This window comes from Bacillus sp. WMMC1349, from assembly GCF_013155385.1.
In the GTDB taxonomy this organism is placed as follows: Bacteria; Bacillota; Bacilli; order Bacillales; family Bacillaceae; genus Bacillus.
In genome coordinates this window covers 3,791,439-3,817,843 of record NZ_JABJUQ010000007.1, presented here as the reverse complement: position 1 = coordinate 3,817,843, position 26,405 = coordinate 3,791,439, and the positions used below count along the sequence as shown (strand labels likewise).

Annotated in this window: 24 protein-coding genes, 4 tRNA genes and 1 pseudogene; 20 read left to right on the top strand and 9 right to left on the bottom strand. The window is 38.1% G+C overall.

Going from position 1 to position 26,405, the window contains the following annotated elements:
* Window positions 1-51 precede the first annotated feature (51 nt).
* Genes HOO54_RS21755 through HOO54_RS21745 form a run of 3 tightly spaced genes read left to right on the top strand, consistent with a single transcriptional unit; the run spans window position 52 to window position 1,422 of the window.
* Window positions 52-264: a BhlA/UviB family holin-like peptide gene (locus tag HOO54_RS21755; protein ID WP_172299022.1), complete on the top strand. Its 213-nt coding sequence runs from the start codon at window positions 52-54 to the stop codon at window positions 262-264.
* Between the two features lie 12 nt (window positions 265-276).
* On the top strand, window positions 277-540 hold the full coding sequence (locus tag HOO54_RS21750) for a phage holin (RefSeq protein WP_172292220.1): 264 nt from the start codon (window positions 277-279) through the stop codon (window positions 538-540).
* Window positions 541-597: 57 nt separating this feature from the next.
* Window positions 598-1,422: a peptidoglycan recognition protein family protein gene (locus HOO54_RS21745; RefSeq protein WP_172299020.1), complete on the top strand. Its 825-nt coding sequence runs from the start codon at window positions 598-600 to the stop codon at window positions 1,420-1,422.
* A gap of 32 nt (window positions 1,423-1,454) precedes the next feature.
* Here the strand turns inward: HOO54_RS21745 and HOO54_RS21740 are convergent, their stop codons facing one another.
* Window positions 1,455-1,739 (bottom strand): hypothetical protein, encoded by a 285-nt coding sequence (locus tag HOO54_RS21740; protein ID WP_172299018.1) that lies wholly within the window; start codon window positions 1,737-1,739, stop codon window positions 1,455-1,457.
* Between the two features lie 4 nt (window positions 1,740-1,743).
* Window positions 1,744-3,537, bottom strand: a complete 1,794-nt coding sequence (locus HOO54_RS21735) for a ribonuclease YeeF family protein (RefSeq protein WP_172299016.1) — start codon at window positions 3,535-3,537, stop codon at window positions 1,744-1,746.
* Between the two features lie 378 nt (window positions 3,538-3,915).
* Between HOO54_RS21735 and HOO54_RS21730 the strand changes: the two genes are divergently transcribed.
* Both HOO54_RS21730 and HOO54_RS21725 read left to right on the top strand, forming a co-directional pair.
* Entirely contained in the window at window positions 3,916-5,013 is a 1,098-nt protein-coding gene (locus HOO54_RS21730; RefSeq protein WP_172299014.1) for a Rap family tetratricopeptide repeat protein, read from the top strand.
* Entirely contained in the window at window positions 5,010-5,213 is a 204-nt protein-coding gene (locus tag HOO54_RS21725) for a hypothetical protein (RefSeq protein WP_172299012.1), read from the top strand. Before HOO54_RS21730 ends, HOO54_RS21725 begins: the two co-directional genes overlap by 4 nt.
* A gap of 132 nt (window positions 5,214-5,345) precedes the next feature.
* On the opposite strand, the gene HOO54_RS21720 is transcribed toward HOO54_RS21725, so the two are convergent.
* Window positions 5,346-5,498, bottom strand: a complete 153-nt coding sequence (locus tag HOO54_RS21720; protein WP_172299010.1) for a hypothetical protein — start codon at window positions 5,496-5,498, stop codon at window positions 5,346-5,348.
* 259 nt (window positions 5,499-5,757) lie between these two features.
* Here HOO54_RS21720 and HOO54_RS21715 point away from each other — a divergent pair, with 259 nt between their 5' ends.
* The 7 genes from HOO54_RS21715 to rplI all read left to right on the top strand — a co-directional run bounded on the left by HOO54_RS21715 (window position 5,758) and on the right by rplI (window position 14,152).
* Window positions 5,758-7,230, top strand: coding sequence for a SulP family inorganic anion transporter (locus tag HOO54_RS21715; protein ID WP_172299008.1), 1,473 nt, complete (start codon window positions 5,758-5,760; stop codon window positions 7,228-7,230).
* Window positions 7,231-7,248: 18 nt separating this feature from the next.
* Window positions 7,249-7,668 carry a universal stress protein gene (locus HOO54_RS21710; RefSeq protein ID WP_172299006.1) on the top strand — a complete coding sequence of 140 codons (420 nt, stop codon included), beginning with the start codon at window positions 7,249-7,251 and terminating at the stop codon, window positions 7,666-7,668.
* Between the two features lie 516 nt (window positions 7,669-8,184).
* Window positions 8,185-9,612, top strand: a complete 1,428-nt coding sequence (locus HOO54_RS21705; protein ID WP_172299004.1) for a SulP family inorganic anion transporter — start codon at window positions 8,185-8,187, stop codon at window positions 9,610-9,612.
* Window positions 9,613-9,642: 30 nt separating this feature from the next.
* Window positions 9,643-10,062 carry a universal stress protein gene (locus HOO54_RS21700; protein WP_172299002.1) on the top strand — a complete coding sequence of 140 codons (420 nt, stop codon included), beginning with the start codon at window positions 9,643-9,645 and terminating at the stop codon, window positions 10,060-10,062.
* Window positions 10,063-10,752: 690 nt separating this feature from the next.
* On the top strand, window positions 10,753-11,682 hold the full coding sequence (locus HOO54_RS21695; protein WP_172299000.1) for a YybS family protein: 930 nt from the start codon (window positions 10,753-10,755) through the stop codon (window positions 11,680-11,682).
* Window positions 11,683-11,723: 41 nt separating this feature from the next.
* Window positions 11,724-13,706, top strand: a complete 1,983-nt coding sequence (locus HOO54_RS21690; RefSeq protein WP_172298998.1) for a DHH family phosphoesterase — start codon at window positions 11,724-11,726, stop codon at window positions 13,704-13,706.
* Entirely contained in the window at window positions 13,703-14,152 is a 450-nt protein-coding gene (rplI, locus tag HOO54_RS21685; protein WP_172298996.1) for a 50S ribosomal protein L9, read from the top strand. Before HOO54_RS21690 ends, rplI begins: the two co-directional genes overlap by 4 nt.
* 627 nt (window positions 14,153-14,779) lie before the next feature.
* Here rplI and nagE read toward each other — a convergent pair.
* The 5 genes from nagE to HOO54_RS21660 form a co-directional block, all read right to left on the bottom strand.
* Window positions 14,780-16,156: an N-acetylglucosamine-specific PTS transporter subunit IIBC gene (gene nagE, locus HOO54_RS21680; protein ID WP_172298994.1), complete on the bottom strand. Its 1,377-nt coding sequence runs from the start codon at window positions 16,154-16,156 to the stop codon at window positions 14,780-14,782.
* Window positions 16,157-16,360: 204 nt separating this feature from the next.
* Window positions 16,361-17,092, bottom strand: a complete 732-nt coding sequence (locus tag HOO54_RS21675) for a GntR family transcriptional regulator (protein WP_172298993.1) — start codon at window positions 17,090-17,092, stop codon at window positions 16,361-16,363.
* Window positions 17,089-17,835, bottom strand: a complete 747-nt coding sequence (gene nagB / locus HOO54_RS21670; RefSeq protein WP_172298991.1) for a glucosamine-6-phosphate deaminase — start codon at window positions 17,833-17,835, stop codon at window positions 17,089-17,091. The genes HOO54_RS21675 and nagB overlap by 4 nt, the downstream gene beginning before the upstream one ends.
* 2 nt (window positions 17,836-17,837) lie before the next feature.
* Window positions 17,838-19,037: an N-acetylglucosamine-6-phosphate deacetylase gene (gene nagA / locus HOO54_RS21665; RefSeq protein ID WP_172298989.1), complete on the bottom strand. Its 1,200-nt coding sequence runs from the start codon at window positions 19,035-19,037 to the stop codon at window positions 17,838-17,840.
* Window positions 19,038-19,163: 126 nt separating this feature from the next.
* Window positions 19,164-20,363: a CynX/NimT family MFS transporter gene (locus tag HOO54_RS21660; RefSeq protein WP_172298987.1), complete on the bottom strand. Its 1,200-nt coding sequence runs from the start codon at window positions 20,361-20,363 to the stop codon at window positions 19,164-19,166.
* 187 nt (window positions 20,364-20,550) lie between these two features.
* Between HOO54_RS21660 and HOO54_RS25420 the strand changes: the two are divergent.
* A pseudogene (locus tag HOO54_RS25420) lies at window positions 20,551-20,724 on the top strand (IS110 family RNA-guided transposase); the annotation flags it as partial.
* A gap of 224 nt (window positions 20,725-20,948) precedes the next feature.
* On the opposite strand, the gene HOO54_RS21655 reads toward HOO54_RS25420, so the two are convergent.
* The gene (locus tag HOO54_RS21655; RefSeq protein WP_172298985.1) at window positions 20,949-21,437 is read right to left on the bottom strand and encodes a hypothetical protein; all 489 of its coding nucleotides are present in this window, start codon (window positions 21,435-21,437) and stop codon (window positions 20,949-20,951) included.
* A gap of 349 nt (window positions 21,438-21,786) precedes the next feature.
* Between HOO54_RS21655 and dnaB the strand changes: the two genes are divergently transcribed.
* The 7 genes from dnaB to yycF all read left to right on the top strand — a co-directional run bounded on the left by dnaB (window position 21,787) and on the right by yycF (window position 26,401).
* Window positions 21,787-23,151, top strand: coding sequence for a replicative DNA helicase (gene dnaB / locus HOO54_RS21650; RefSeq protein WP_172298983.1), 1,365 nt, complete (start codon window positions 21,787-21,789; stop codon window positions 23,149-23,151).
* 225 nt (window positions 23,152-23,376) lie between these two features.
* Window positions 23,377-24,669, top strand: coding sequence for an adenylosuccinate synthase (locus HOO54_RS21645; RefSeq protein WP_172298981.1), 1,293 nt, complete (start codon window positions 23,377-23,379; stop codon window positions 24,667-24,669).
* Window positions 24,670-24,884: 215 nt separating this feature from the next.
* Window positions 24,885-24,960 (top strand) — tRNA-Lys (locus HOO54_RS21640).
* 7 nt (window positions 24,961-24,967) lie between these two features.
* Window positions 24,968-25,039, top strand: a tRNA-Glu gene (locus HOO54_RS21635).
* Between the two features lie 83 nt (window positions 25,040-25,122).
* Window positions 25,123-25,199: transfer RNA gene (locus HOO54_RS21630), tRNA-Asp, on the top strand.
* Window positions 25,200-25,216: 17 nt separating this feature from the next.
* A tRNA-Phe gene (locus tag HOO54_RS21625) sits at window positions 25,217-25,289 on the top strand.
* A 404-nt stretch (window positions 25,290-25,693) separates the two neighbouring features.
* Complete coding sequence (gene yycF / locus HOO54_RS21620) at window positions 25,694-26,401, top strand: response regulator YycF (RefSeq protein ID WP_172298979.1); 708 nt, start codon at window positions 25,694-25,696, stop codon at window positions 26,399-26,401.
* Window positions 26,402-26,405: the final 4 nt, after the last annotated feature.

The following is a 26,405-nucleotide window of genomic DNA, read 5'->3' as shown; positions in this document are numbered from 1 at the left end:
ATAAAAGAGCCGATTGGGCTTTTTTATTTTGCCTTAAAGGAGGTGAAGCCTTTGGAGATGGATCTCACTCAATATCTGATGACTCAAGGACCGTTTGCGGTTCTTTTTTGTTGGATATTGTTTTATGTATTAAATACAACAAAAGAAAGGGAAAACAAGCTTAATTCACAGATTGATGCACAAAATGAAGTGCTAGCCAAATTCAGTGAGAAATATGATGTTGTGATTGATAAGCTGGATCAAATTGAAAAAAATATAAAATAGGAGTGAAGAAAAATGAAAAACTTTGATAAAGGTACAGTCGTTCGGACGGTGCTTCTTTTTATTGCACTTATTAACCAGACTTTGATGATGTTCGGAAAGGGTGCATTGCCGATTAGTGAGGACCAAGTAAACACACTGGCAGATACTTTGTATTTGGTGGGTTCCACAGTGTTTACGATCATTACTTCAATCGTCGCATGGTATAAAAACAACTATGTCACAGAGAAAGGTAAGAAACAAAAAGAAGTGTTAAAACAAAACGGATTAACAAAATAACGGGCTGCCAAAAGGCAGTCTTTTTTTATTCAAAAAGAAAAATGAGGAGTGGTTTACATGGTAAAAGTCGTGAAAAATTTTGTGAAAGTTAATCGTTATACTCGTCCAGGTGCTAAATTATCAGGTGTGAAAGGAATTGTTATGCACTATACAGCGACGCCTGGGGCATCTTCATTAAATGAACGTAACTATTTCAATGGGACATGTGTTGCAGCTAAGCGATATGCCTCAGCCCATTACTTTGTGGACCGCAAAGAAGCACAGTACATCATCCCTGAAAATGAAATGGCGTACCATGCACATGATGGAAATCGTTGTTATGTTAGCTTCTTAAAACCAAATGCCAACCAAACAGCAATTAGTGTGGAAATGTGTGTTGAAAAAGACGGGAAAATTCACAGTGAGACTGTCGAAAATGCGGCTGAACTAGTTGCGAAACTATGTAAGCGATACGGACTATCTACAAGCAGAATCGTTCGTCATTATGATGTCACACGAAAAAACTGTCCGGCTCCTTGGGTAAGTGATTCAAGTCAGTTAACAGCATTTCGGAAAAAAGTTGATCGTCTACTAGGAAATAAAAACGGATCTAAAACAGACTCATCTTCAAGTCATAACAAGAAATCAAGATATCCTTTGCCTTCCGGTGTTTATAAGCTTCAAACTCCAATGATGAAAGGGGAAGCTGTACGACAAATTCAAGAAGCACTGGCAGCCCTTTATTTTTATCCAGATAAATGCTCGAAGAATAACGGGATTGATGGTTATTATGGACGAAAGACAAAAGATGCGGTTAGACGGTTCCAATTGATGCATGGACTAGCTGCGGACGGTATGTATGGACCGAAGACGAAGGCGAAACTTGAGGCGTTATTGAAGTAATAAAAAAGGCCCTGTACAACGGGCCTCTTTGCTTATCTCCATCTCCAATTAATTTCATTGTCATTTTCATAAATCCCCGGTACAGATATACCAACCTTTTTTTGCTTTTCATCGATAATAAACCAATTTTCTTCATCTAACCATTCTTCACTATACTGCTCAATGGCAAAAGGATCATCCTCGTTTACTACAGCCTTAAAGAAATCCTTGAATTTTTCCATGTTTTCATTAGGGATGATTGTTCCATACATCCAGACACCCTCAACAGTAGCGCCTTTTACTTCACCCAAACATTCATTTTTATAATATAGAAGCATATTATCACTCCTTCAGATGTAGTTTAATAAATTGTTTTGGAACTTCACCTTTTACAAAGTATTCAGTGTCTCTTTGAGTCCATTTTAAAGCTAAGTTTTTCCAGTGTTCAGACTGTCGAGTATCATTTTTGATTAATCTTTCGATTTGTTTAGGAGATAAAATTACAATGTCCTTTACTTCACCAGACCTGATTGCTTTACGGAGAGCAGGTATGTCCAGCTCTATTATATTTTCACCATATCCCTTTGCAACCTTTTTATTTATTGTAAAACTTGTATATGGGCTGTTTGATTTCCCACCTTTTCTATAGCCACCAAGGATGTGTTCTGTTACAGTAACCTGACGGTCTTGATACATACCAGATTTGTTGGCAGGTACAAGGTTACCGGTTTTAGGTGATATATGAGACTTTCCTATACCATTTGGTCTTTTGGGGTTATAAGGAAAGTCTTCACCTCTGTAAAGATTAGTGACTTTACCGTTGTGTGAGTTTACATTAAGCACTTTTCCGGCTTTTTGCATGCCGAGAGGAGACAACATTGCTATCGCGTGATTCAGGCTATTCTGATGCTGTTCATCCGAAATTTTATTCCCAAACATATCCCGGCCAGTGAGTGCTTCGCTAAAGCCATTTGTTGAAGCAAGCCCATATAGACCTTTTTGAACATTTTGTAAGTTGTTGAATGTTGCGGTTGTTTTATAGGCAGTTAGTGCTTTGTCTGCGGTTGAGATAGCTTTTCCGGCTTTATATGCACCATATACGCCCTTCGCTCCTTTAGCAGCACGACCAGCCCATCCGACAACTGGAATAAATCCAGCTGCGGCCATTGCTGCGGCTGCGGCGCGTTGCCCGGCTGTCAGCTTTTCACCTGTAACCGGATCAACGCCGTCCTTCGCTCTCTTATAATCATAATACCCACTGGCTTCCCCGACAAATGTTTTTGTTCCATCCAAGGCTTTTTGATACCATGGCTTGTTCTCTTCTTCTTCTTGCAATTTTCTCAGGCGTTCCATTTCTTCTTCCTGTTTGGCTTGCAGTTCTCTGGCTTCAGCTTGCTCTTTTTTCGCATTAATATATGTAGTCGCCTGTTTGTCGGTATTGATTGCTTCTTTATATGACTTATTCGAGTGAAAAGCCTTCTTATCAAAATACATAGGAGAAGCGCTTTTTCCATTACTTGTGGCTTCCATCAATGCAGAATATTTTTTGAAGACACTTTCGGCTTCTGCTACTGCCCGTGTATATTCGCCTGTCAAAGATTCATCGAGATCGTCTACTGCATCAATTGCATTTTTCCGAGTTGTTTGTGCTTTTGACATCTCTACTGTATAATTGTGGTCAGTCCACTTATCCAGATCAACGATATCATTCACTCGGTCTATGATCCGATCCATGTCACTCTTTAGGGAGTCAACGATTTGATCGGATTTTTTATCTGCATTTTTCAATTCAGTCTTTAAAAAAGACATTTCGATGTACGAATCGGTTAGCTTCTTCTCTTTGACATCACCTGCGACCCCATTAAAAAAAGAAATCTGCATATCAGCAAGTTTGATCCAACTGTCGACAACCTCAGCCTGTCCTCTAAAAAACTCTTTAATGTTATCTGCGCCTTTTCCTGTGAAATCATCGCCTAAATCCGCCACACCAAGACACGCTGTTTTTAATGTCTGAAGTTTCTCTTTCAGGTTCTCATAATCTTTTTTTCGTTGATCGGCTCTTTCAATTAAAGTACTGGCTTCAAAAACTTTAGCTGAACTGTCTAACTCATTGTTTTTCTTTTTCTTGTCTGCCATCACATTTTCCTTTCAGATAGTTATATTTTTAAACAACATCATAAAAATAGCAATTAATTAAAAGTTTATCATGTTCATGAAAAGGATGGCGGTGAAATCTTGCTCATCTAAGAAAATGAATCTTTTGGATTAGGTATAAAAAACTAATTCAAATTGGCTTTACTTTTTTCTCTGTTTGATAACCATGATTGAGAAAGAATCTTACTTCGTAACTTGCAATAATTTGTATAATTTTTTGTTTTTGGAAACATTTTCGATTTTATCAAAGGGTGTAAGTACTCAATTATTTTTTAAAATAATTTATATTCAAACTATTGTAAATAATGTAAACAAATGAGACAATACAAATAAATACAATTTTAGAGGAGGATGGAAACGTTGGTTACAATAGCATTTCAAAAAGTAGGGCAAGACATTAACGAGTGGTACAACCTGATTAAACAAAACGATATATCCAAGGCAAAAAACAAAAGAGAAGAGATAAAAAACACGTTGCCAAATATGAAAGAGAATCAAAACGTATTAATATACTTCAACCTGATAGATTCACGATACAAACTCATGATTGAGGATTACAGTGAATCGGGAGAATTACTGGAGGAGATTAAAAGCAAGTTAGAAAATAGCACGGATGACATGATTCAATATTATTTTTATTTCTTTTCAGGAATGTACCAGTTTTATCAGAAAAACTTTATTGACGCAATTCATTTTTATAGAATAGCAGAAAATCGACTCTATAAAGTACCAGATGAACTTGAAAAAGCCGAATTTCATTACCAATTAGCAATTGCATATTATGAAATCCGACAAAACTTTTTTTCTTTAAATCATGTTCAGAAAGCATTTGATAGCTTCAAAGCTTATGATGGCTATACTAACCGAGTAATTAAGTGCAAAATGCTTTATGCGATGAATCAAGTGGATTTGCAAGAATGGGAAGAGGCGTGCAACCTGTATAAAGAAGCTATAGAACTCGCTTCTGAGACAAATGATAAACCAACAGAAGGACTTGGATATTTTAATTTGGGGCTATCCTATGAAAGACAGAATCTATTGGAAAAAGCAAAAGAATGTTTTCAAAATGCGCTTGCAATTCCTGAACATCGAGTCTCCGTTTATTCTATTCGTTCTATGTATATGTTAAGTCGAGTTTTATATAAGCTAGGTTTACTTGAGCAAGCAAGGGAATGGCGTACCAAAGCCCTTGAGTTTGCTGAAAAGGTAAATGAGTATGTATATAAAACCAAGCTGAATCTCATATACTTTTTGTATGATCAGACAGATTGCAACTCCTTTGATTCATGTATGGACCTGTTAAAGAAGAAAAACTTATGGTCAGATGTAGCCGATCTCTCTGAAAATGCAGCTTTTTATTATAAAAGGCAGGAAAACAGCAATCTGTCGTCAAAGTATTTCGAAGAAGCATGTAAGTTCAAAGATCAAATATTAAATTTAAGGAGGCAATTAATTTGAAAAAAATTCGGTTATTCATGGGTTTTGCTGTTCTTGGACTGAGTTTGGTGTCAGGTTTTTCCTCAATCGAAGCAACAAACGAAGAAGTCGGATCTGTCCAGGCACAATATAGAGTCTCTGAGAATGGAGCATTAGGGAATAAGGTTTTAGAAAACGGTGCATTGCATTATGAAGTTTTAGAAAATGGTGCACTTGGATAAAATAATTCTTTGGGAAAGCCCTTTGAGTTCTATGAGATTTTTGATTACAAATTGTATTTAAAGCCAATTTGTTAAGTAGGTTATGAAAAACAACGAAGCCCAACTCTAATGAGAAGGGCTTTTTCTTCGCACCTATTTAAACAACTTACCTAACAATTTCCCTGTCGTTTTACCAGCAGCACGCCGGGCGATGCGTTTTCCCACTTTACCTTTTTTAACCGCATTGACATCACCTAAGATTTTAGATAACTTATACATTATTGATCTGATTTTGTTAATACTCATTTTTCCCTCATCCTTTTTTTGTATTGTTGAGTTTAATTATATTAATAATTGAGGTAAGCGCCTGTCCACTGGGGTAAAATATCCCCCCAAAACCTCCCCCAAATCAATGGGTGATAATACAAATATCTACAAAGCAGCGAGTAAACAAAAAGGATAAAATCATTGTTATATCAGTGCTTCTAGGTTCTCATGAATGCTATTTACAGAGCAATTTTCCTATGAGAGTTAGAAGTCAAAACAAAGAGAGAGGTGTTTTTTATTGTTAATAGAAAAATTGAATAAAGAATGGTTTTCAAATGTGCGAGGGGATATTCTGTCAGGAATTGTTGTTGCTCTTGCATTGATACCTGAAGCGATTGCTTTTTCGATCATCGCAGGTGTAGATCCAATGGTCGGTCTATATGCGTCATTTTGTATTGCAGTTGTGATTTCATTTATAGGCGGCCGTCCTGCAATGATTTCCGCTGCGACTGGCGCAATGGCACTAGTGATGGTTACTTTGGTGAAAGATCATGGCATACAGTACTTATTTGCAGCAACAATCTTAACGGGGATGATCCAATTCATATTTGGGGTACTGAAAATTGCGCGCTTTATGAAGTTTATTCCGCGTTCGGTGATGGTAGGTTTCGTAAATGCGCTGGCCATTTTAATTTTTATGGCCCAGGTTCCTCATTTTGTTGGGATTTCTAATATGACCTATATTGTGGTAGGTATTACGTTAGTGGTTTTGTATGTATTGCCACGTTTTACCAAAGCTGTTCCTGCTCCACTAGTCGCAATAGTGGCAATGACTGTTTTAGCTATTTACGGACATCTTGATCTTCGGACAGTTGGAGACTTAGGACAGATCTCTAGTTCTTTACCATCTTTTATGATTCCTGATATTCCGTTTAACTTTGAAACTTTGTCGATCATTTTTCCAACAGCACTGGCTTTGTCAATTGTCGGTCTGTTAGAATCTTTGCTCACAGCTTCGATTGTTGACGATATGACAGATAGTGAAAGTGATAAAAATAAAGAAAGTCGCGGACAGGGGATTGCCAACATTATTGCCGGATTTTTCGGGGGAATGGCAGGATGTGCAATGATCGGACAATCGGTGATTAATGTCAAATCAGGAGGAAGAGGACGCTTATCTACTTTTGTGGCAGGAGTGTTCTTAATGTTTTTGATTATGGTACTAGGAGATTGGGTTGTTCAAATTCCAATGGCTGCCTTAGTCGGTGTGATGATTATGGTATCGATCGGTACATTTGATTGGTCATCTCTTAAAGGCTTAACAAAAGTACCAATGACAGATTCGATCGTTATGATTACGACTGTGATCACTGTGGTTGCCACACATGATTTATCAAAGGGCGTTTTTGCTGGTATTATTTTAAGTGCTATTTTCTTTGTTGCAAAAATTTCAAAAGTGCATGTCGAGTCTTCAATATCACCATCAGAAAAGGAGATTGTTTATCATATAAAAGGTCAGATTTTCTTTGCCTCAGTGCAAGATTTTGTTCAATCTTTCTCTTTTCAAGAAGCTAAAGAAAAAGTTGTACTCAATTTTTCAGATGCACATATTTGGGATGATTCAGCAGTAGCAGCAATTGATAAAGTTGTATTGAAGTTTAAAGAAAATCACGTCGATGTGAAACTGGATGGCTTAAACGAATCAAGCCATCGGTTGGTGAAAAGGTTAGCAACTTTTGATCAGTCCAATGCAAAAGCAACAGTTCACTAACAGGAGAGGAAGAAGTGTATGTATAAAAAAATCTTGCTGGCTGTTGATGGATCAACTCATTCAGAAAGATCAGCAGATCACGCGATCATGGTAGCTTCACTCGTCCCTGAATCAACTGTTGAATGTATCTATGTATTAGATTATTCAAAAGCGAAAAGTGAAGTTTTGCATAGTACCAGTTCAGCTCACTTAGAAAGTGATAGACGAAAAAAACTGAAAAATATCGAAGAAAAATTTAAAACAGCAGATATCCCTTATAAAGTTACGTTGAAACATGGAGATCCAGGCCCAATGATTGTTTCTTATGCTAATGATTATGGCTTTGATATTGTGATTGTTGGTAGCAGAGGATTAAATTCCCTTCAAGAAATGGTGCTTGGAAGTGTTAGTCACAAAGTGGCGAAACGGGTGAATTGTCCGGTCATGATTGTGAAATAAAGATGAGCCGATTTTCTCTTTTTAGAGAAAGTCGGTTTTTCGCTTTTATCGAAAGAGAAACTACAGGTTTTCTAGAAAAAGTCAAAACGAATCTTGGTTATGGACAAAATTATAGCAACAATTCTTTTCGCTATTGTTTGGGGGCCGACTGATTTTAGCTGATATTGCATTGGCAGTATTAATAGAGTGGCGATAGCTGTGTTGTCGGGTCTGCATGATGGAGCTGTCTAAAAAAATCCTTTATCAACATCAATCAGGGGGAGTTGCGAGGCCTCCTGCGGAAAGCGAGCAAAACCCCAAGATTTTCATTCATCCAGACTACTTTCAGGACAGCACTTTCACATGTTTGATGGCTACTCTCTTTTTTTGATTGATAATCAATCCAAGTTCCATCAATTCATAATGATAAAAAGAATAGAATGGAACTAGAGAGCAGATGCTAATTTTGTGGTAATAGCATTTATTTTGATTTTTTGTTCCTTGTAAAAAGAAACAGCTAAAAGAGGTGTAGCATCAGTGAAATTAAAGAGCGAATGGTTTTCAAATGTACGAGGGGATCTCCTTTCCGGAATCGTTGTAGCGCTGGCACTCATTCCTGAAGCAATTGCATTCTCTATCATTGCAGGGGTTGATCCAATGGTCGGTCTATATGCTTCATTTTGTATTGCGGTGGTGATTTCATTTATGGGAGGTCGCCCAGCCATGATTTCAGCTGCAACTGGCGCAATGGCTCTTTTAATGATTACATTGGTGAATGAGTATGGACTTGAGTATTTATTTGCAGCAACGATCTTAACAGGGGTCATTCAATTTATCTTTGGGGTGCTAAAAATCGCTTGTTTTATGAAATTTATTCCGCGCTCAGTAATGGTAGGTTTTGTTAATGCACTTGCAATTTTAATATTTATGGCCCAGATTCCTCATTTTATTGGAATTTCTAATATGACCTACATTGTAGTAGCCCTAACATTAGTTATTATTTATATACTTCCGTTATTAACAAAAGCTATTCCATCAGCACTTGTTGCAATTGTCATCATGACTGTAATATCGATGTTTGGCAATTTTGAACTTCGTACAGTTGGTGATTTGGGAGAGATTAAACAATCATTACCTGCATTTATTATTCCTAATATTCCATTCAGCTTTGAAACCTTGTCGATCATTTTTCCGACAGCGCTTGCATTGTCAATTGTCGGTCTGTTAGAATCTTTGCTCACAGCTTCGATTGTCGATGATATGACAGATAGTGAAAGTGATAAAAATAAAGAAAGTCGTGGACAGGGGATTGCTAATATTGTGGCTGGATTTTTCGGGGGGATGGCAGGATGTGCAATGATCGGTCAATCGGTAATCAATGTCAAATCAGGAGGAAGAGGACGTTTATCTACTTTTGTGGCGGGCATGTTCTTAATGTTTTTGATTATAGTGTTAGGAGATTGGGTTGTTCAAATCCCGATGGCAACACTTGTTGGTGTAATGATTATGGTATCGATCGGTACATTTGATTGGTCTTCCATTAAGCTATTAAGAAAAGTACCACTTACTGATTCAATTGTGATGCTGGTTACCGTTATGACAGTTGTTATCACACACGACTTGTCTAAAGGGGTATTTGCAGGTATCATTTTAAGTGCGATCTTCTTTGTCGCAAAGATCTCAAATGTGAAAGTGGATATAGAGTCAACCGGAAACATAAAAAAATATGTTATAAAAGGTCAAATTTTTTTTGCATCTGTAAGTGATTTTGTAAAATCTTTTCAATTGGATGACAGTCCAGAAAAGGTCATTCTTGATTTTTCAGAAGCGCACATTTGGGATGACTCTGCTGTAGCTGCCATAGATAAAATCATTTTAAAGTTAAAGGATCGCAACATTGAGGTTGAATTAACAGGATTAAATGAATCAAGTCATCGGTTAGTTAAAAGGTTAGGGAATTCGTGAGAAACCTATAACGAGGAAGCAGGTGATGAAGTGTATCAAAACATACTGTTAGCTGCAGATGGTTCACTACATGCTGAAAGAGCGGCAGACCAAGCAATTCGTTTGGCTTCTTTAGTTAATCAGTCTGTTGTAGAAATCATCTATGTATTAGACTTTGATAAAGCCAAAAACGAAGTATTACATAGTGAAAGCCATACGAAACTGGAGATGGAAAGACGAAAAAGACTATCTGCTATTGAACATAAATTTGAACAGGCATCGGTATCTTATCAAATCACAATGAAACACGGAGAACCAGGTCCAACGATCGTTTCGCATGCTAATGATCATGACTTCGATATTGTGATTATTGGAAGTAGGGGACTCAATACTTTGCAGGAAATGGTCTTGGGAAGTGTCAGTCACAAAGTTGCTAAAAGAGCAAATTGTCCAGTATTAATTGTGAAATAGAGGTAAATGAAGTCGTCCAATAAGTTGATTTTTGACTATTTGACGACCTTTTCACGTTTAAAAATACTGATATGTCAGAATTATAATGTTTAACAATTTAACTCTTTTCGGGCCCTCTGCACAATGCGCCAGTTTTTTTATAAAATTTAGATGTTCTAAAGGGTGGTCTGTTCATCCATCATGCCATCAGACAGAAAAAGTAAGACCGTCCTTGCCTAGGAAACAAGGCGATCCTGCTTGTTTAGAATGAGGCTTAGTTTGAAGCCTCCCTCCTGTAAGGGAGCTATTCTATTGTCGATCAGTGAAATGATGGCGCCTGCCGATCTTTTTAAAAAACTTGATGTCAGTGTACGCTAATAAATAAATATCAATTCATGGATAATTTAGGGGGTGGATGTTGCTCGCTTTCTGCAGGAATCCTTGCAATTCCCCCTGCTTCTTGTTGATAAAGGACTTTTTAGACAGCTCCAACAAAGCTGGGTAAAATGTTTCATGTGAAACAACTATCATTTTCTGATGGCCATGCATAATTTTACTTGAGATTTACCCTTATGTTAAAATGAAGAAATAATGAGGGAAAGCAGACATCTGCTCATGTGACCGTCTGTTTGAAAATGAAATCACGTTAAAAAGAGCAGTCGGCTATACTGCTTTTTTTGATTGAGAAAAATAAAATTACGAGGTGAACAAGTGAAACAAACAAGAGCTTTAGTAGAAGGCGCCATTCTTGTTAGTCTTTTTACCATTTTAATGTTCATAACCCAATATGCCCCTTTGATTGGGATGCTTACCTTATTTTTATTACCTTTGCCTGTCATCATGCAAACAATAAGGCATGGCATCAGATCTGGGTTGTTAATGGGTTTGGCTAGTTTGCCGATTTCTTTTATGATTAGTTCATTAAACGGTCTTGGCATTGCAATTCCTACCGTTAGTGTGGGTGTTGTTATGGGCTATCACTACAGACAAAAAGAGCCTGGGCGTGCAATTGCATCCGGGGCTGTTATGTATATGATTTCATTAGTGCTGATGTTTATTATTAGTATTCAGTTTTTTGGGTTAAACTTAATAGATATGGCTAATCAATCATCTCATGATTTACTTAAAACATGGGAGTCTATGTCTCAGCAGTTTGGAAATAAACAAGAAACAGAGAAACAAATGGCACAACTGAGAGAACAAATGAAGATGACACAGTATTTATACCCAATAGTCGTTATACTAACATCAGCCATCATTGCTTTCATCAATCATCTTATGGCTAGACCGATACTTCAGCGTTTTACACCGCAAGTACCGGCTCTAAAACCTTTTAGGGAACTGAAGCTTCCCCAAAGCGTTTTTTGGCTTTACTTGTTGACAATTTTAGTTTCACTTGCCCCTGCAGAACAGGGCAGTGTTTTTCACTCAATTGTTTTAAATGCAAGTATCTTAATGGGACTGATCGTGGCAATGCAAGGGTTTTCATTTATATTTTACTATTGTCACGTTAAAAAGATATCAAAAGTAGTGCCCGTTCTCTTTTTCATTATTGGACTGCTGTCACCCCTACTGTACCTAGTTCGTATCTTAGGTATAATTGATATAGGATTTAACTTGCGAGAAAGAGTGAAAAAATAGACAAGATGACGTTCTTTCCAATGGTGAGGAGTTGATTGGAAGTGCCAAGCTTTTATGAAAAACCGTTGTTTCGATACCCGATTTATTCTTTAATTATCATCACAATCGTTTCTGTCCTCATCAACATCTATTTTAACTGGGTGACAGGCACGGTCGGTGTGTTTCTCCTTGGCGTCATTTTATATTTTTTAAAGCGTGCAGATTCCAAAATTAGAAAAGAATTAGATGAGTATATCTCGACCTTATCTTACCGTCTAAAAAAAGTTGGTGAAGAGGCATTATTGGAAATGCCGATTGGGATTTTGCTTTTTAATGACCAGTATTATATTGAATGGGCAAATCCGTTTATGGCTTCATGTTTTAATGAAAGCACTCTTGTTGGAAGGTCGCTTTATGATATATGTGAAGCGGTTGTTCCTTTAGTCAAACAAGAAGTCGATACTGAAACAGTGACATTACATGAGCGAAAATTTAATGTCGTAATTAAAAGGGAAGACAAACTTTTATACTTCTTTGATGTTACAGAACAGATACAGATTGAGAAGCAATATGAAAACGAGAGAACGGTTCTTGCTTACATATTTTTAGATAATTATGATGATCTCACACAAGGTCTAGACGATCAAACAAAAAGTACAATGAACAGTGAAGTGACATCACTTCTTAACAGGTGGGCGCAACAATATGGGGTTTTCTTAAAAAGAATTTCTTCTGAACGCTTTATCGGTGTTTTAAACGAGCATATTTTAAGCGATCTGGAAGCGTCAAAGTTTTCTATACTGGATATCATTCGAGAAAAAACGGCTGTTCATTCGATCTCCTTGACTTTAAGTATTGGTATTGGTGCAGCTGTTTCATCTTTAAAAGAACTGGGTGACCTTGCCCAATCCAGTCTTGATTTGGCACTTGGCCGCGGTGGGGATCAGGTGGCAATCAAACAGCCAAACGGTAAAGTCAAATTTTACGGTGGGAAGACAAACCCGATAGAAAAGCGAACGCGTGTCAGAGCGAGAGTCATTTCCCATGCCCTCAAGGAAATCATTACTGGAAGCAGCAATGTGATGATCATGGGTCATAAGTTTCCAGATATGGATTCGATAGGGGCGGCGATTGGGATTTTAAAAGTGACACAGGCAAATCAAAAAGATGGTTTTGTTGTCATTGATTCAGATCAAATAGGTTCTAGTGTGAAACGGCTTATCGCTGAAATTAAAAAATATGAAGAATTGTGGTCTCGATTTATTACACCAGAAGAAGCGCTAGAAATTGTTCAAGATGACACACTGCTTGTGGTTGTCGATACTCATAAACCATCGATGGTAATTGAAGAAAAGTTAGTCAATAAAATTGAAAATATCGTTGTGATCGATCATCATAGAAGAGGAGAAGAGTTTATTAAAGATCCGCTGCTTGTCTATATGGAGCCATATGCATCATCCACGGCAGAACTTGTCACTGAACTACTTGAGTATCAACCGAAGCGTTTGAAAATCAATATGATTGAAGCTACCGCTTTGTTAGCAGGAATTACTGTTGATACGAAAAGTTTTTCACTTCGTACCGGCTCACGCACGTTTGATGCAGCATCTTATTTAAGAGCAAAGGGTGCTGACACCGTATTGGTGCAAAAGTTTCTAAAAGAAACTGCTGATCATTATATTAAACGGGCAAAACTTATTCAGCATACCGTATTTTATAAACATGGTATTGCGATTGCCGTTATGCCGGGTGATGAGGTTGATGAACACTTTGATCAAGTGATCATTGCCCAAGCTGCTGATTCTCTTCTTTCCATGAGTGAAGTCGAAGCATCTTTTGCAGTCGCAAGAAGAGATGATCATACGGTATGCATCAGTGCCAGGTCACTCGGTGAGGTGAATGTACAAATGATTATGGAGGCTCTAGAAGGCGGGGGACACTTAACAAACGCCGCTACGCAGTTAACTGACATATCGGTTAAAGACACACTCCGCCGTTTGAAGGCAGCAATTGATGAGTATTTTGAAGGAGGCATTCAAAGATGAAGGTTATTTTCTTACAGGATGTTAAAGGTAAAGGGAAAAAAGGCGAAGTGAAAAATGTAGCAGATGGATATGCCCAAAACTTTCTGATCAAAAAAGGGTTGGCTGTTGAAGCAACATCCGCTAATATAAGTACACTTGAAGGACAAAAGAAAAAAGAGAAAAAAGCAGCTGCTGAGGAACTGAAACAGGCGAAAGAGCTTAAACAAAAGCTTGAGGACATGACCGTTGAGCTTTCAGCCAAGTCTGGAGAAGGCGGTCGTTTGTTTGGATCTATCACAAGTAAGCAAATTGCAGAACAATTACAAAAAAAACATCAGCTGAAAGTGGACAAACGTAAAATTGAACTGAATGATGCCATTCGTTCTTTAGGATACACAAATGTACCTGTTAAACTTCACCCAGAAGTACAAGCGACATTAAAAGTCCATGTGAAAGAACAGTCATAAATTGATAACAGTTTCCATAGGCATGAGTTGGTATTAAACCGGCTCGTGCCTTTTTATGTTTAAGTGGTTTGAACTGACAACTTTCCGCTTCACCTTCTAATACATGACAAGAAATGAGTATTAAAGAAAACAGTTTTTTAGTTGATGCGATCTGTCCTGACGGGAAATGGGTATGTGTATTTGAAGATAACGGATCTATACTTTTGCCGAATGTCTCCCAAAGGAGAACTGACGGGAATAACTGATGAGCTTTGAATTTACAATCAAATTTATCCATCTATTCATTATATATGATTTGGTCAGAAGACTCTGGGAAATCGGCTCTTATTGTTGATAGAGAGTGTTGGGGAATGGATTTGTCCAATAAAAGAAAACTGACTGCCCCAAGAGAATGACAGTAGACATTTGGGAAATCGGCATTCCTGACCACTTAGGTGAAATACTTGACTTTGTTGTGAAATAAGGAAACTACTGATAAGGGTCTATATCTCCTAAACATGGAAAGGGCGGGGTGTCCTGAAAGTAGTGTGAATAATTAAAAATTGGGAAATTTGCTCGCTTTCCCCCTGATTCATGTTGATAAAGGACTTTTTAGACAGACCCAGCCCTCAGTGCAAAGTTTTTAATTTAAGAAGAGGAATGTTTTTCCATTTCGGTTGCTAAAAATTCAACACCTGTACCAACAATCACTTGGAGCTCATGTTGATTTAATTTCACAATCCCTTTGGCTCCCAATGTTTTCAACATGGTTTCGTTTACTTTAGAAGCATCGCAGATTTTCAAACGCAAGCGGGTGACACAATAATTTAATGTTTCGATATTATCTTCTCCACCTAGTGCTTCAAGATATTGTACAGCCAATGTTTCATATTTAGAAGCCCCAGTTGATTGATTAAACTGGTTTGTTTTAGGTTCGTCTTCATCTTCACGCCCCGGTGTTTTTAAGTTTAGTTTCGTAATTAAAAAATAGAAAACAATGAAATAAATAAGACCATACAACAGACCGATTGGAATTAATAGCAATGGTTTTGTAGCGATCCCGAAGTTTAAAAGATAGTCAATAACACCAGCGGAGAAAGTAAAACCGTGATGGATATCTAGCAAATGAGTGATCGCCATCGCGCTTGCTGTTAAGACTGCATGAATACCATATAGAAGTGGTGAAAGAAACATGAATGTGAATTCAATCGGTTCTGTAACCCCAGTTAAAAAAGATGTAAATGCTAATCCGATCAAAAATCCGGTTACTGCTTTGCGGCGGTGTTTTTTTGAAGCAGCGATAATCGCCAAACATGCTGCAGGCAGACCGAACATCATGATTGGGAAAAATCCGGTCATAAAAGCTCCAGCATTAGGGTCTCCCGCAAAGAAACGGCTCATGTCACCTGTCTTACCACCATATTCACCAAACACCATCCAAACCATGTTGTTGATAATATGATGGAGTCCAAGTGGAAGCAAGAGTCTGTTTAGTAGACCAAATAGGCCAACACCTAATACACCTGCTCCAATGATCCAACTACCGATAGCATCTATCGCTTGCTGTACATAGATCCAAACAAACCCAAAAATACCTGCGAGAATCATAGAAGAAAATGCAGTCATAATCGGTACAGACCGCTTTCCACCAAAAAATCCAAGCCATTCAGGTACCTTTGCGTCTTTGAAGCGATTGTACATCACTGCAGCGGTAACCCCTGCAAAGATCCCGCCGAGAACGCCCATATTGAGGTCTTTATTAATGGCAGCAAGTCCGCTGGTTAATACAAAATATCCAATAGCTCCAGATAAAGCAGCAGCTCCATGACTATCTTTTGATAAGCCAATGGCAACACCAATTGCAAAAATAATAGGCAATTGATCAAGAATCGATTGTCCAGAAGCAGCAATAAACGGAATATTGAATAAATCTTCTCTTCCTAAAGCAAGCAGCAGTCCTGCAGCGGGAAGAACAGCAATCGGTAACATTAAAGCACGCCCGATATTTTGGAGAAATCCTAACATCATGAAAACTCCTTTCGAAGATCGCATTTTTTAAAAATTATTATTTACTCTAAAATGAAATCGCTTTCTTTTGAGCTTATGAGGCACGTCTTTAGATATGTCAATGGAGTTAAACATCTCCGATAAGATCAACCTCTCCCTCTTCAATGAACAGCAGCAGAGGGAAGAGAAGGTTTAAGATTCACTCAACAAATTTTCGGGTTTTCATTGTTCTTTCCTCTTCATATCAATGATGAACTTATAGCGGTCACCTCTATAGATGGATTTTACATATTCAAATGGTCTGCCGTTCTCTAAATAGCTGTAGCGTTCAATCAACAGGACGGGTGTACCTTCATCAATGTCTAATGATTCGCTTTCTGCTTTGTAGGCAATAGAGGGTTCCAATGTTTGTGTAGCTCGAATAATTTTCAGTAAAAGTGTGTTTTCTATATAGTCATACAATGAAGCATACATGATTTCTTCTGTAAGACCTTTGATTAAATCAACAGGCAAATATGAGATTTCATATGCCATTGGTATACCGTCCGCAAGACGAATCCTTTTCACTTCATAGACAGAAGCACCTTCATTAATTTGCAGTTTAAGAGCCATTCTTTGATCACAATTCATGATTTGGAATCCAAGCATCTTTGTCCCCGGTGACATTCCTCGTGATTTCATATCTTCGGAAAAGCTTGTTAATCCCTCAAGGGTTTGCTCAATTTTTGGTCTAGAGATAAATGTACCTTTTCCTCGCTGTCTGACAAGAATACCTTCATTGACGAGGTTATTAATGGCTTGCCGTACTGTCATTCTACTCACACCATACTTCTCGGCAAATTCCCTTTCCGAAGGAATAAGATCCCCAGGCTTTAAATTCGCTGACTCGACAAGCTTTTTTATTTCAGTTTCGATTTGATAGTATATTGGGATGTGAGAATCTTTTTTGATCAATAGTTTCTGCTCCTTTCTTTTACTAAAGCAAGTGCGTCACTATCCGCGATAATGATCACATCTTGATGCCTTTTTAATACGGACGCCGGGGTGTCTTTGTTTGGCTCTTCATTTAGTAACTTTGCCATGACCTCTGCTTTTTTAGGACCTGATACAAGCAATAGAATCTGTTTGCTTTCCATGATTGTTGAGATGCCCATTGTAATTGCCTGAGAAGGAACTGTTGCAAGAGAGTCAAAGTAACGGGCATTGGCCTTTCTTGTTGAGCTAGTCAGTTCAACTAGATGAGTTTTTGAAGAGAATGGTGTACCGGGTTCATTAAACCCAATATGACCATTCATACCAATGCCAAGCAATTGAAGGTCTATACCTCCTAGACGTTTAATTAAATCTTCATAGCGGTAACATTCAACTGATAAATCTTTTGCCATCCCGTCCGGTAAATGTGTATGGCTTCGGGGAATGTCAATATGGTCAAAAAGTTGTTTTTTCATATAAGAGAAATAGCTATTTTCATTGTCAGGCGGAATACCGACATACTCATCTAAGTTTACGGTATAAACATGACTGTAAGAGGTATGATGATTCAAATGATCCTCTCTTAAGTATTTGTAAGTACCTAAAGGAGTACCTCCAGTAGCTAATCCTAGTACGGGAGAAGCTAAAAGGTTCACTTTTTCGATCATGAATTGGGCGGCTTTTTGGCTCATATCATGATAATTCTTTGCTTCAATGATCTTCATAGTCAAACCCCCCTTTTGTTGAATGCGATAACTCCTTTGCAAAGTGTGAAGATAAGCTCGTTTTTTTCGTTTAAAACAATCAAGTCGGCATCCTTTCCTATTTGAATACTGCCTTTGTGATCATAAACACCAAGTTGTTTAGCCGGATTTACTGCGGTCATATAGACAATATCTTCAAGTGAACATTCCGAAAATTTCATCATGTTTAGGATTGCTTGATCCATCTTTAGGATGCTGCCGGCCAGTGTTCCATCTGCTAACACTGCCTGTTCGTCTTTAACAAACACCTCCTGACCTCCTAATGAATAAGTTCCGTTTTTCAAACACTTCGCCCGCATGGCATCTGTAATTAAGATGATACCTTCTTTTTGTTTTTGCTGAAATGTCAGTTTGATAACAGCAGGATGAACATGGATACCATCGGCTATTAGTTCTGTTATCAGTTCTTTGTATAAAAGGGCACTGCCTGCTACACCAGGTTCTCGGTGATGCAGTCCCCGCATACCATTAAACAAATGTGTAATGTGTGAAACCCCAGCCTTCATCGCAGTTTTCATATCTTTAAGCCCTGCATCTGAATGACCGACCGAGGCTATAACCCCTGTTTTTTTCAAATAATGGATCAGTTCTATCGATCCTTTAAGTTCAGGGGCAATTGTCACTAATTTGATGTTTCTCCCGGAAAGCGACTGCCATTTTTTAAATAAGGAAAGGTCAGGACGAATAATGGCATTTGGTGGCTGAGCTCCACAACGTTTCTCAGAAATAAAAGGACCTTCTAAATGAATGCCTAACATATCTGCGGTTCCGGTTTGCTGGACAGATGTTTTATAATGTTTTGCGTTTGCTAATGCAAGTTCAATATCTGCCGCATCTTGAGTCATCGTAGTAGCAAGAAAGCTTGTTGTGCCTTCTGCTGGAAGGGCTTTAGCTATTGTCGTCAGGGCTTCTGTTGTTCCATCCATGACATCTGCACCATTTGCCCCGTGAATATGAACATCAATCATACCGGGCAACAGCTTGTAGTTTTCTGGAAACTCAACTGGTTCAGCTGAATAAATAGACCGTGGAAAATCTGTCATTTCGCCAAAAGCCTCAATTTTTTCTCCATTTGTTACGACGAATCCGTCTTCTATCTGCCCATTTTCACTGTAAATATTGAGATGTTTAAAAACAAGACGCGAAGAGTGATTAGCATCCATCGTCAAAATCCCTTTCTCAAAGTGTTATTATTAGTATAGAACAGTATAACACTAGTTGTCTATACCATTTGATGAAAAATGATTTATAGCAACATGACGTCGACTTGATAACAAGCCAACATCATGTTAAGCAACCTTTTCATGTATAGACTGATTTTTTCCTGCACCAATCCCTGTGGTAATTAAAATAATGAGGGCAACGATAAACAATAATATCGGCACATTCCATGAATGGGTGTGATCATATATGAAACCGACAAAACTGGGACCAATTGCTGCTAGCAAATAACCTGCAGATTGTGACATTCCTGATAAAGCTGCGGCTTGATTTGCATTTTCACTTCGTAGTCCGATTAAAGTCAAAGCTAAGCTGATGCTAGAACCTTGTCCAATGCCAATCATGATGACTGATATCGTCAGTATGGTTGCATTTCCTCCATGCAGTAGGCCTAGCATACCTACTAAATATACGATGCCAAGCCCTAAAACAATGCTTTTTTGATTGCTAAAACGGCTGGCGAGAACAGGTGTTAAAAATGTTGACGGAAGGCTGGCAAATTGCATAAGTGAAAGCATCCAGCCAGCAAGGGACATGCTCATCCCATAAGAACGAAGAATTTCAGGAAGCCAGGCGATTGTACAATAAAACAAAAAAGATTGAATGCCCATAAAAAGAGTGACTTGCCAAGCGGTTCTAGAACGCCAAACGGTTTGTTTCGTCCTCATTATCTGAACTGTACGCTGATGTTGATAGTGAAGTTGAGGTACCCAAATTAATATGGTTAAAAAGACAAGTCCGGCCCAAAATAAAAGCGAAGCGCTCCACCCCCATTGTAAACCGTTAGAAAGAGGAATGCTCAAACCGGATGCAAGAGCAGCGAATATCGACATTGATGTTGTATAAACACTTGTCATGATTCCCGCTTTATCGGGGAATTTTTGTTTGATCAGGCTAGGTAGCAACACATTACTAATCGCAATCCCAACACCGATCAATGCGGTCCCCGCAAATAATGTGAACGTTTCTCCATATGAACGAAGTAAAATTCCAATCACAAGAACAATCAATCCAACCCAAAGCGCTCTTTCATTGCCCATTCTTAGCCCAAGCTTAGGTGCAATCGGGGAAAGCAAGGCAAAAGACAGGAGGGGAAGAGTTATTAAGAAACCAGCCATTCCATTTGTCATGCCCAGATCAGTACGAATTGAGCTGATCAAAGGCCCAACAGAAGTAATAGAAGGTCTTAAATTAAAAGCAATAAATATGATTCCCACAATTAGAATGGTATTATTCATTCGATTTCGTTGAGCGGTCAAGAAATTCATGCTGTACTCTCCTTTAATATTTATAAAAACATGTTGTACCATATTAAAAAAAGAAGATATTTTGTTGATACAGGTCTAATTTTGCCTCCAATCTCTATTGTACTCGAGTGGAAACGGGAAGCAACATGCTTTTTTAAAGAAAAAGAGATGTGGGTTGCAGAATAGTAGAGGAAGAAAAAAATAAACGATGATTACACTACGTAAAAAAACAAAGCATCATCTAGTGGAGTATGATGACAAATTAAAAACGCAACCCCAGAGAAAACCTCATAAAGTTGCGTCCATTGCGTGTATAAATAAGTTTTTGAAAGTGGCATTTCACCTTATTAAACACCACGAAACAGCATCACCCAATTCGTAATCAATTTACCTAGCGAAAAAAATAATTACTTCACTAGGTCTAATTGGTGTGCCCTTTCCTCCAACTAAATCACAACATTAAAAAATCTGGAGGTAAGAGGGAGCTGTCCGAAAAGAGCAAAATAGTTAAAACTTATCATTCAAGATTGCAGAGATATCAGATTTATTAAACGTGAAAAGGGTGTCCAATCGTCAAAAATCGACTTACTGGACAGCCCCTCACTTTTAACGTAAATATTTAGTTAGTGAAGTTGAATAAAAAACGAAACGTAGCTTAGACTTACTCGTTTTTAAATCTTTAGCACTATGGATAAACTTGTATCTGAATTTCGTTTTTACGTTAAGCTTACTTTTAATGGATAGGTTTGTATACCCATTCTTTTTCACGTATTGAGTTTTATAATTTTTCCAACCCTTTTTTGTTTTATATTGTAAAATGGCTTTTATTTTCCCTTTTCCTGAACCATATGTATGTATCCCTGTTGTCGTATATGCGGAAATACTGTTATCATAGTGTTTGAAAACCATTGAAAAGGTAAAAGCTGGTGTGTAACTGTACTTCTTAAAAATACCATATTGATAATAGGAGATCGAACTGTTTGATGTCCAATTATCCTTAGCCTGAACAGTGGTAGAACTTACAAAGCCAAGTGAGGCAAAACTTCCAATTATGACTGTTAAAACTAATAAAAATTTCACAAATTTGTTTTTCAAAATCAACTTCCTCCTATCAGTCATTAGACTTAATCTCATTTATAAATATTAAGCTATAAAATAAAAATGAACATCAGTCTAAATATCTATTAATGGATTTTTTGTAAAAAAAGTAATAAGGCATATGAACTATTTTTATCCCGAAAATACCAAATAAACAACCAATCTCCCATTTCGAATTGGCAAAATGGCCGAAGTCTTTTTTCTGAAAATTCTATTCTTTGTGTAGTTTTATATTTTTTAAATAAATTGATTTCCAAAAATATACGATCTATTAACATTTATTTTTTTTCTTCAGACATGGTAAAATAGACGTTAGGTTATTTTTTAGGGAGGGACGGTGCTTAACATGACAGATCTTCTGAATGACAGACTGCCGCCACAAAATATTGAAGCCGAACAGGCCGTGTTAGGTGCTGTTTTTTTAGAACCATCCACATTAACATTGGCGTCAGAAGTCTTGATACCAGATGATTTTTATAGAATGTCGCACCAAAAAATCTTTAATGCCATGCTTGTTCTAGGGGACCGTGGTGAACCTGTTGACTTGGTAACTGTTACATCTGAACTTGCCAACACCGACCTTTTGGAAGAAATCGGTGGCATCTCTTATTTAACAGATATTGCAAATTCTGTACCTACTGCCGCCAATATAGAATACTATGCAAAGATCGTTGAAGAAAAATCGATTCTCCGTCGCTTGATTCGTACAGCCACAACGATTGCTCAAGACGGCTATACAAGGGAAGATGAAGTTGAAGACCTTCTAAGCGATGCAGAAAAAACAATTATGGAGGTTGCCCAGCGTAAAAATACGGGGGCCTTTCAAAATATTAAAGATGTTCTTGTTCAAACCTACGATAATATTGAACAGCTTCATAACCGAAAAGGGGATATCACAGGAATCCCGACTGGTTTCGCAGAACTGGATAGAATGACAGCCGGATTTCAGCGAAACGATCTCATTATTGTAGCTGCAAGACCATCTGTTGGTAAAACAGCTTTTGCATTGAACATTGCCCAAAATGTTGCGACAAAAACAGATGAAAGTGTCGCGATCTTTAGTCTTGAAATGGGAGCAGAACAGCTTGTGATGCGGATGCTTTGTGCAGAGGGTAACATTAACGCCCAAAATCTCCGAACCGGAAACTTAACAGAAGAGGATTGGGGCAAGCTGACAATGGCAATGGGTAGCCTGTCAAACAGCGGCATCTTTATCGATGATACACCGGGAATCCGAGTTAGTGAAATCCGTTCAAAATGCAGACGTCTTAAACAGGAAAACGGACTTGGCATGATTTTAATTGACTATTTACAACTGATTCAAGGGAGCGGCCGTTCTAAGGACAATCGTCAGCAGGAAGTATCTGAAATATCACGATCACTTAAAGCGCTGGCAAGAGAACTTGAAGTCCCGGTAATCGCACTTTCACAGCTTTCCCGGGGTGTTGAACAACGTCAGGACAAGCGACCGATGATGTCAGACATTCGTGAATCAGGTAGTATTGAACAGGATGCTGATATCGTTGCATTCTTATACCGTGATGATTATTATGATAAAGAATCAGAGAATAAAAATATTATTGAAATCATTATTGCGAAACAACGGAATGGTCCTGTAGGTACTGTTTCACTCGCATTTGTAAAAGAATATAATAAGTTCGTCAACTTGGAACGGCGTTTTGATGATTCAGGTGTTCCAGCCGGCGCATAGATCCCTAGGACAAGTGTCTTAGGGGTTTTTGCAGTATCTTGAGATTTGGCTTAAAATAAAACTCCTAAAATAGAAAAATAGTAAATTTTATAATAAAATAACGAACAAAAACATTTGTTTATAGAAAAATGTTCGTGTTTACAATTGACTTTCATTGTTGGCACTGATAAACTGGATGTGTTTGGTATAGATATCGTTTGAAAAGGTTAACGGAGGTGCACGGATATGTCTTCAGTAGTTGTTGTGGGTACACAGTGGGGAGATGAAGGGAAAGGAAAAATAACCGATTTCCTCTCAGAAAATGCAGAAGTGATTGCACGGTACCAGGGTGGAAATAACGCAGGACATACGATTAAATTTAACGGGACAACGTATAAACTTCATTTAATTCCATCAGGTATTTTTTATAAAGATAAAATATGTGTGATCGGAAACGGAATGGTCGTTGATCCAAAAGCATTGGTGGCAGAGCTTTCATATCTTCATGAACGCAAAGTAGTGACAGGCAACTTAAGAATTTCAAATAGAGCCCATGTCATTTTGCCTTATCATTTGAGACTTGATGCAGTTGAGGAAGAACGAAAAGGAGCAAATAAAATCGGCACGACTAAAAAAGGAATCGGTCCTGCCTATATGGATAAAGCAGCTCGTATTGGTATTCGTATCGCTGATCTGCTAGATCGCACCGTTTTTGAAGAAAAACTTGCTAACAATTTAAAAGAAAAAAACCGTTTGTTTGAAAAAATGTATGATACAACAGGATTTAAAATTGAAGACATTCTCGATGAATATTATGAGTATGGTCAACAAATCAAACAATATGTTTGTGACACATCCGTTGTCTTAAACGATGCACTTGATGAAGGGCGCCGTGTTTTGTTTGAAGGCGCACAAGGTGTCATGCTTGATATTGACCAAGGAACATATCCATTTGTTACATCTTCCAACCCAGTGGCCGGTGGAGTAACGATCGGTTCTGGAGTGGGCCCAACAAAAATCCGCCATGTAGTCGGCGTATCTAAAGCTTATACAACTCGAGTCGGTGACGGTCCTTTTCCAACTGAACTTCATGACGAGACTGGAGAGCAAATCCGTGAAATAGGCCGGGAGTACGGTACTACAACAGGACGCCCTCGCCGAGTCGGCTGGTTTGATAGCGTAGTTGTCCGTCATGCCCGGCGTGTCAGTGGAATAACAGATCTTTCATTAAATTCTATTGATGTCTTAACTGGAATTAAAACTTTAAAAATATGTGTCGCTTACAAATATCGCGGTGAAATCATCGAGGAATTTCCAGCAAGCTTAACATCCCTTGCAGAATGTAATCCTGTGTATGAAGAAATGCCGGGTTGGACAGAAGACATTACAGAAGCCAAAAGTCTTAGTGACTTACCTGAGAATGCTCGTCATTACCTTGAGCGTGTTTCTCAACTGACAGGAATACCGATTTCTATTTTTTCTGTCGGTCCAGATCGCTCTCAGACGAATGTCATTAGAAGTGTGTACCGTCCAAACTAAATGAGAGAGGCTGTCCAGTAAGTCAATTTTTGACGATTGGACGCCTTTTTAGTTTTAACAAGCGTTTGGGACATCCTTTTATGGAATGGAGACAGCAATTAGATTCTAAAAACCTTTCAAAAAGAAAAATTTATAAAAAAAACAAAAAAATATTGCCATATCCGTTCGTTCTATGATAATATAAATCTCGTTGTTGCGAAAATAAACTAAATGAAGAGCCATTAGCTCAGTTGGTAGAGCATCTGACTTTTAATCAGAGGGTCGAAGGTTCGAGTCCTTCATGGCTCACCATTTCTAAGGCCCGTTGGTCAAGCGGTTAAGACACCGCCCTTTCACGGCGGTAACACGGGTTCGAATCCCGTACGGGTCATTGATTTACTTTAGCGTTATTGCTATCCCCTTTGCTTTGGAAGGGACCACGATTCCTTTTCAAAGCATGTACTGTTAAAAAACGGTCCGGTAGTTCAGTTGGTTAGAATGCCTGCCTGTCACGCAGGAGGTCGCGGGTTCGAGTCCCGTCCGGACCGCCATATAAATTTGAATATACGGCTCGGTAGCTCAGTTGGTAGAGCAACGGACTGAAAATCCGTGTGTCGGCGGTTCGATTCCGTCCCGAGCCACTTTAAAAAGGCGCGTCTGTTATTTAGCAGATGCGTTTTCTTATAGATTAGAAAAACAAAAACTTGAGGAAGTTTTAATGGAGGACAAAAAAAGGGAGACCGGTATCAACCGGTCAAAGAAGAAGACGTTATTGTATAGACGATTGAAAACGTAAGATGTTTCATTTTTTTAGTAAAAAAAGTAACAGAAATTTAATGGATATAATGAATGCAGAAGGGACCTAGGCTGATGATGTGTCAAGGTCTTTTCGATTAAACTATTTTTTCAATTTTTATTACATAAACGTTATAATATATAAGAAATCTTTTTTAAAAAAGAATAACTGAACTTGAATATAAAAGCATATACAGTAATTTTTCAAATGCTACTGTGTATTTTGACTAGAGACCAGGAGGAATAGACAATGGAAAAAAAGATCCTTGTTGTAGACGATGAAAACCCGATTGCTGACATTTTAGAGTTTAATCTTAAAAAAGAAGGTTATGATGTTCATTGCGCTTATGATGGTAATGAAGCATTGGAAAAGGTTGAAGAGTTAAATCCTGATTTAATTCTCCTTGATATTATGCTCCCTAATAAAGACGGTATCGAAGTATGTCGTGAAGTAAGAAAAAAATATGATATGCCAATTATTATGCTGACTGCCAAAGATTCTGAAATTGACAAAGTCATTGGTCTTGAACTAGGTGCAGACGATTATGTCACAAAACCGTTCAGTACCCGTGAGCTGTTAGCTCGTGTAAAAGCGAATTTACGGAGACAGAATACAGCTGCGACAGCTGAGGAAGAATCTACTTCCAATGAAATCCAAATTGGATCACTTGTCATTTTCCCAGATGCTTATGTCGTTTCAAAACGGGATGAAACAATAGAACTCACTCATCGTGAATTTGAACTTCTGCACTACCTTGCAAAACATATTGGACAAGTTATGACTCGCGAACATTTGCTACAAACAGTATGGGGGTATGACTATTTTGGGGATGTCCGGACGGTTGATGTCACGGTTCGCCGACTTAGAGAAAAAATTGAAGACAACCCGAGTCATCCAAACTGGATCGTTACAAGACGTGGTGTCGGCTACTATTTAAGAAATCCGGAACAGGACTAATGCG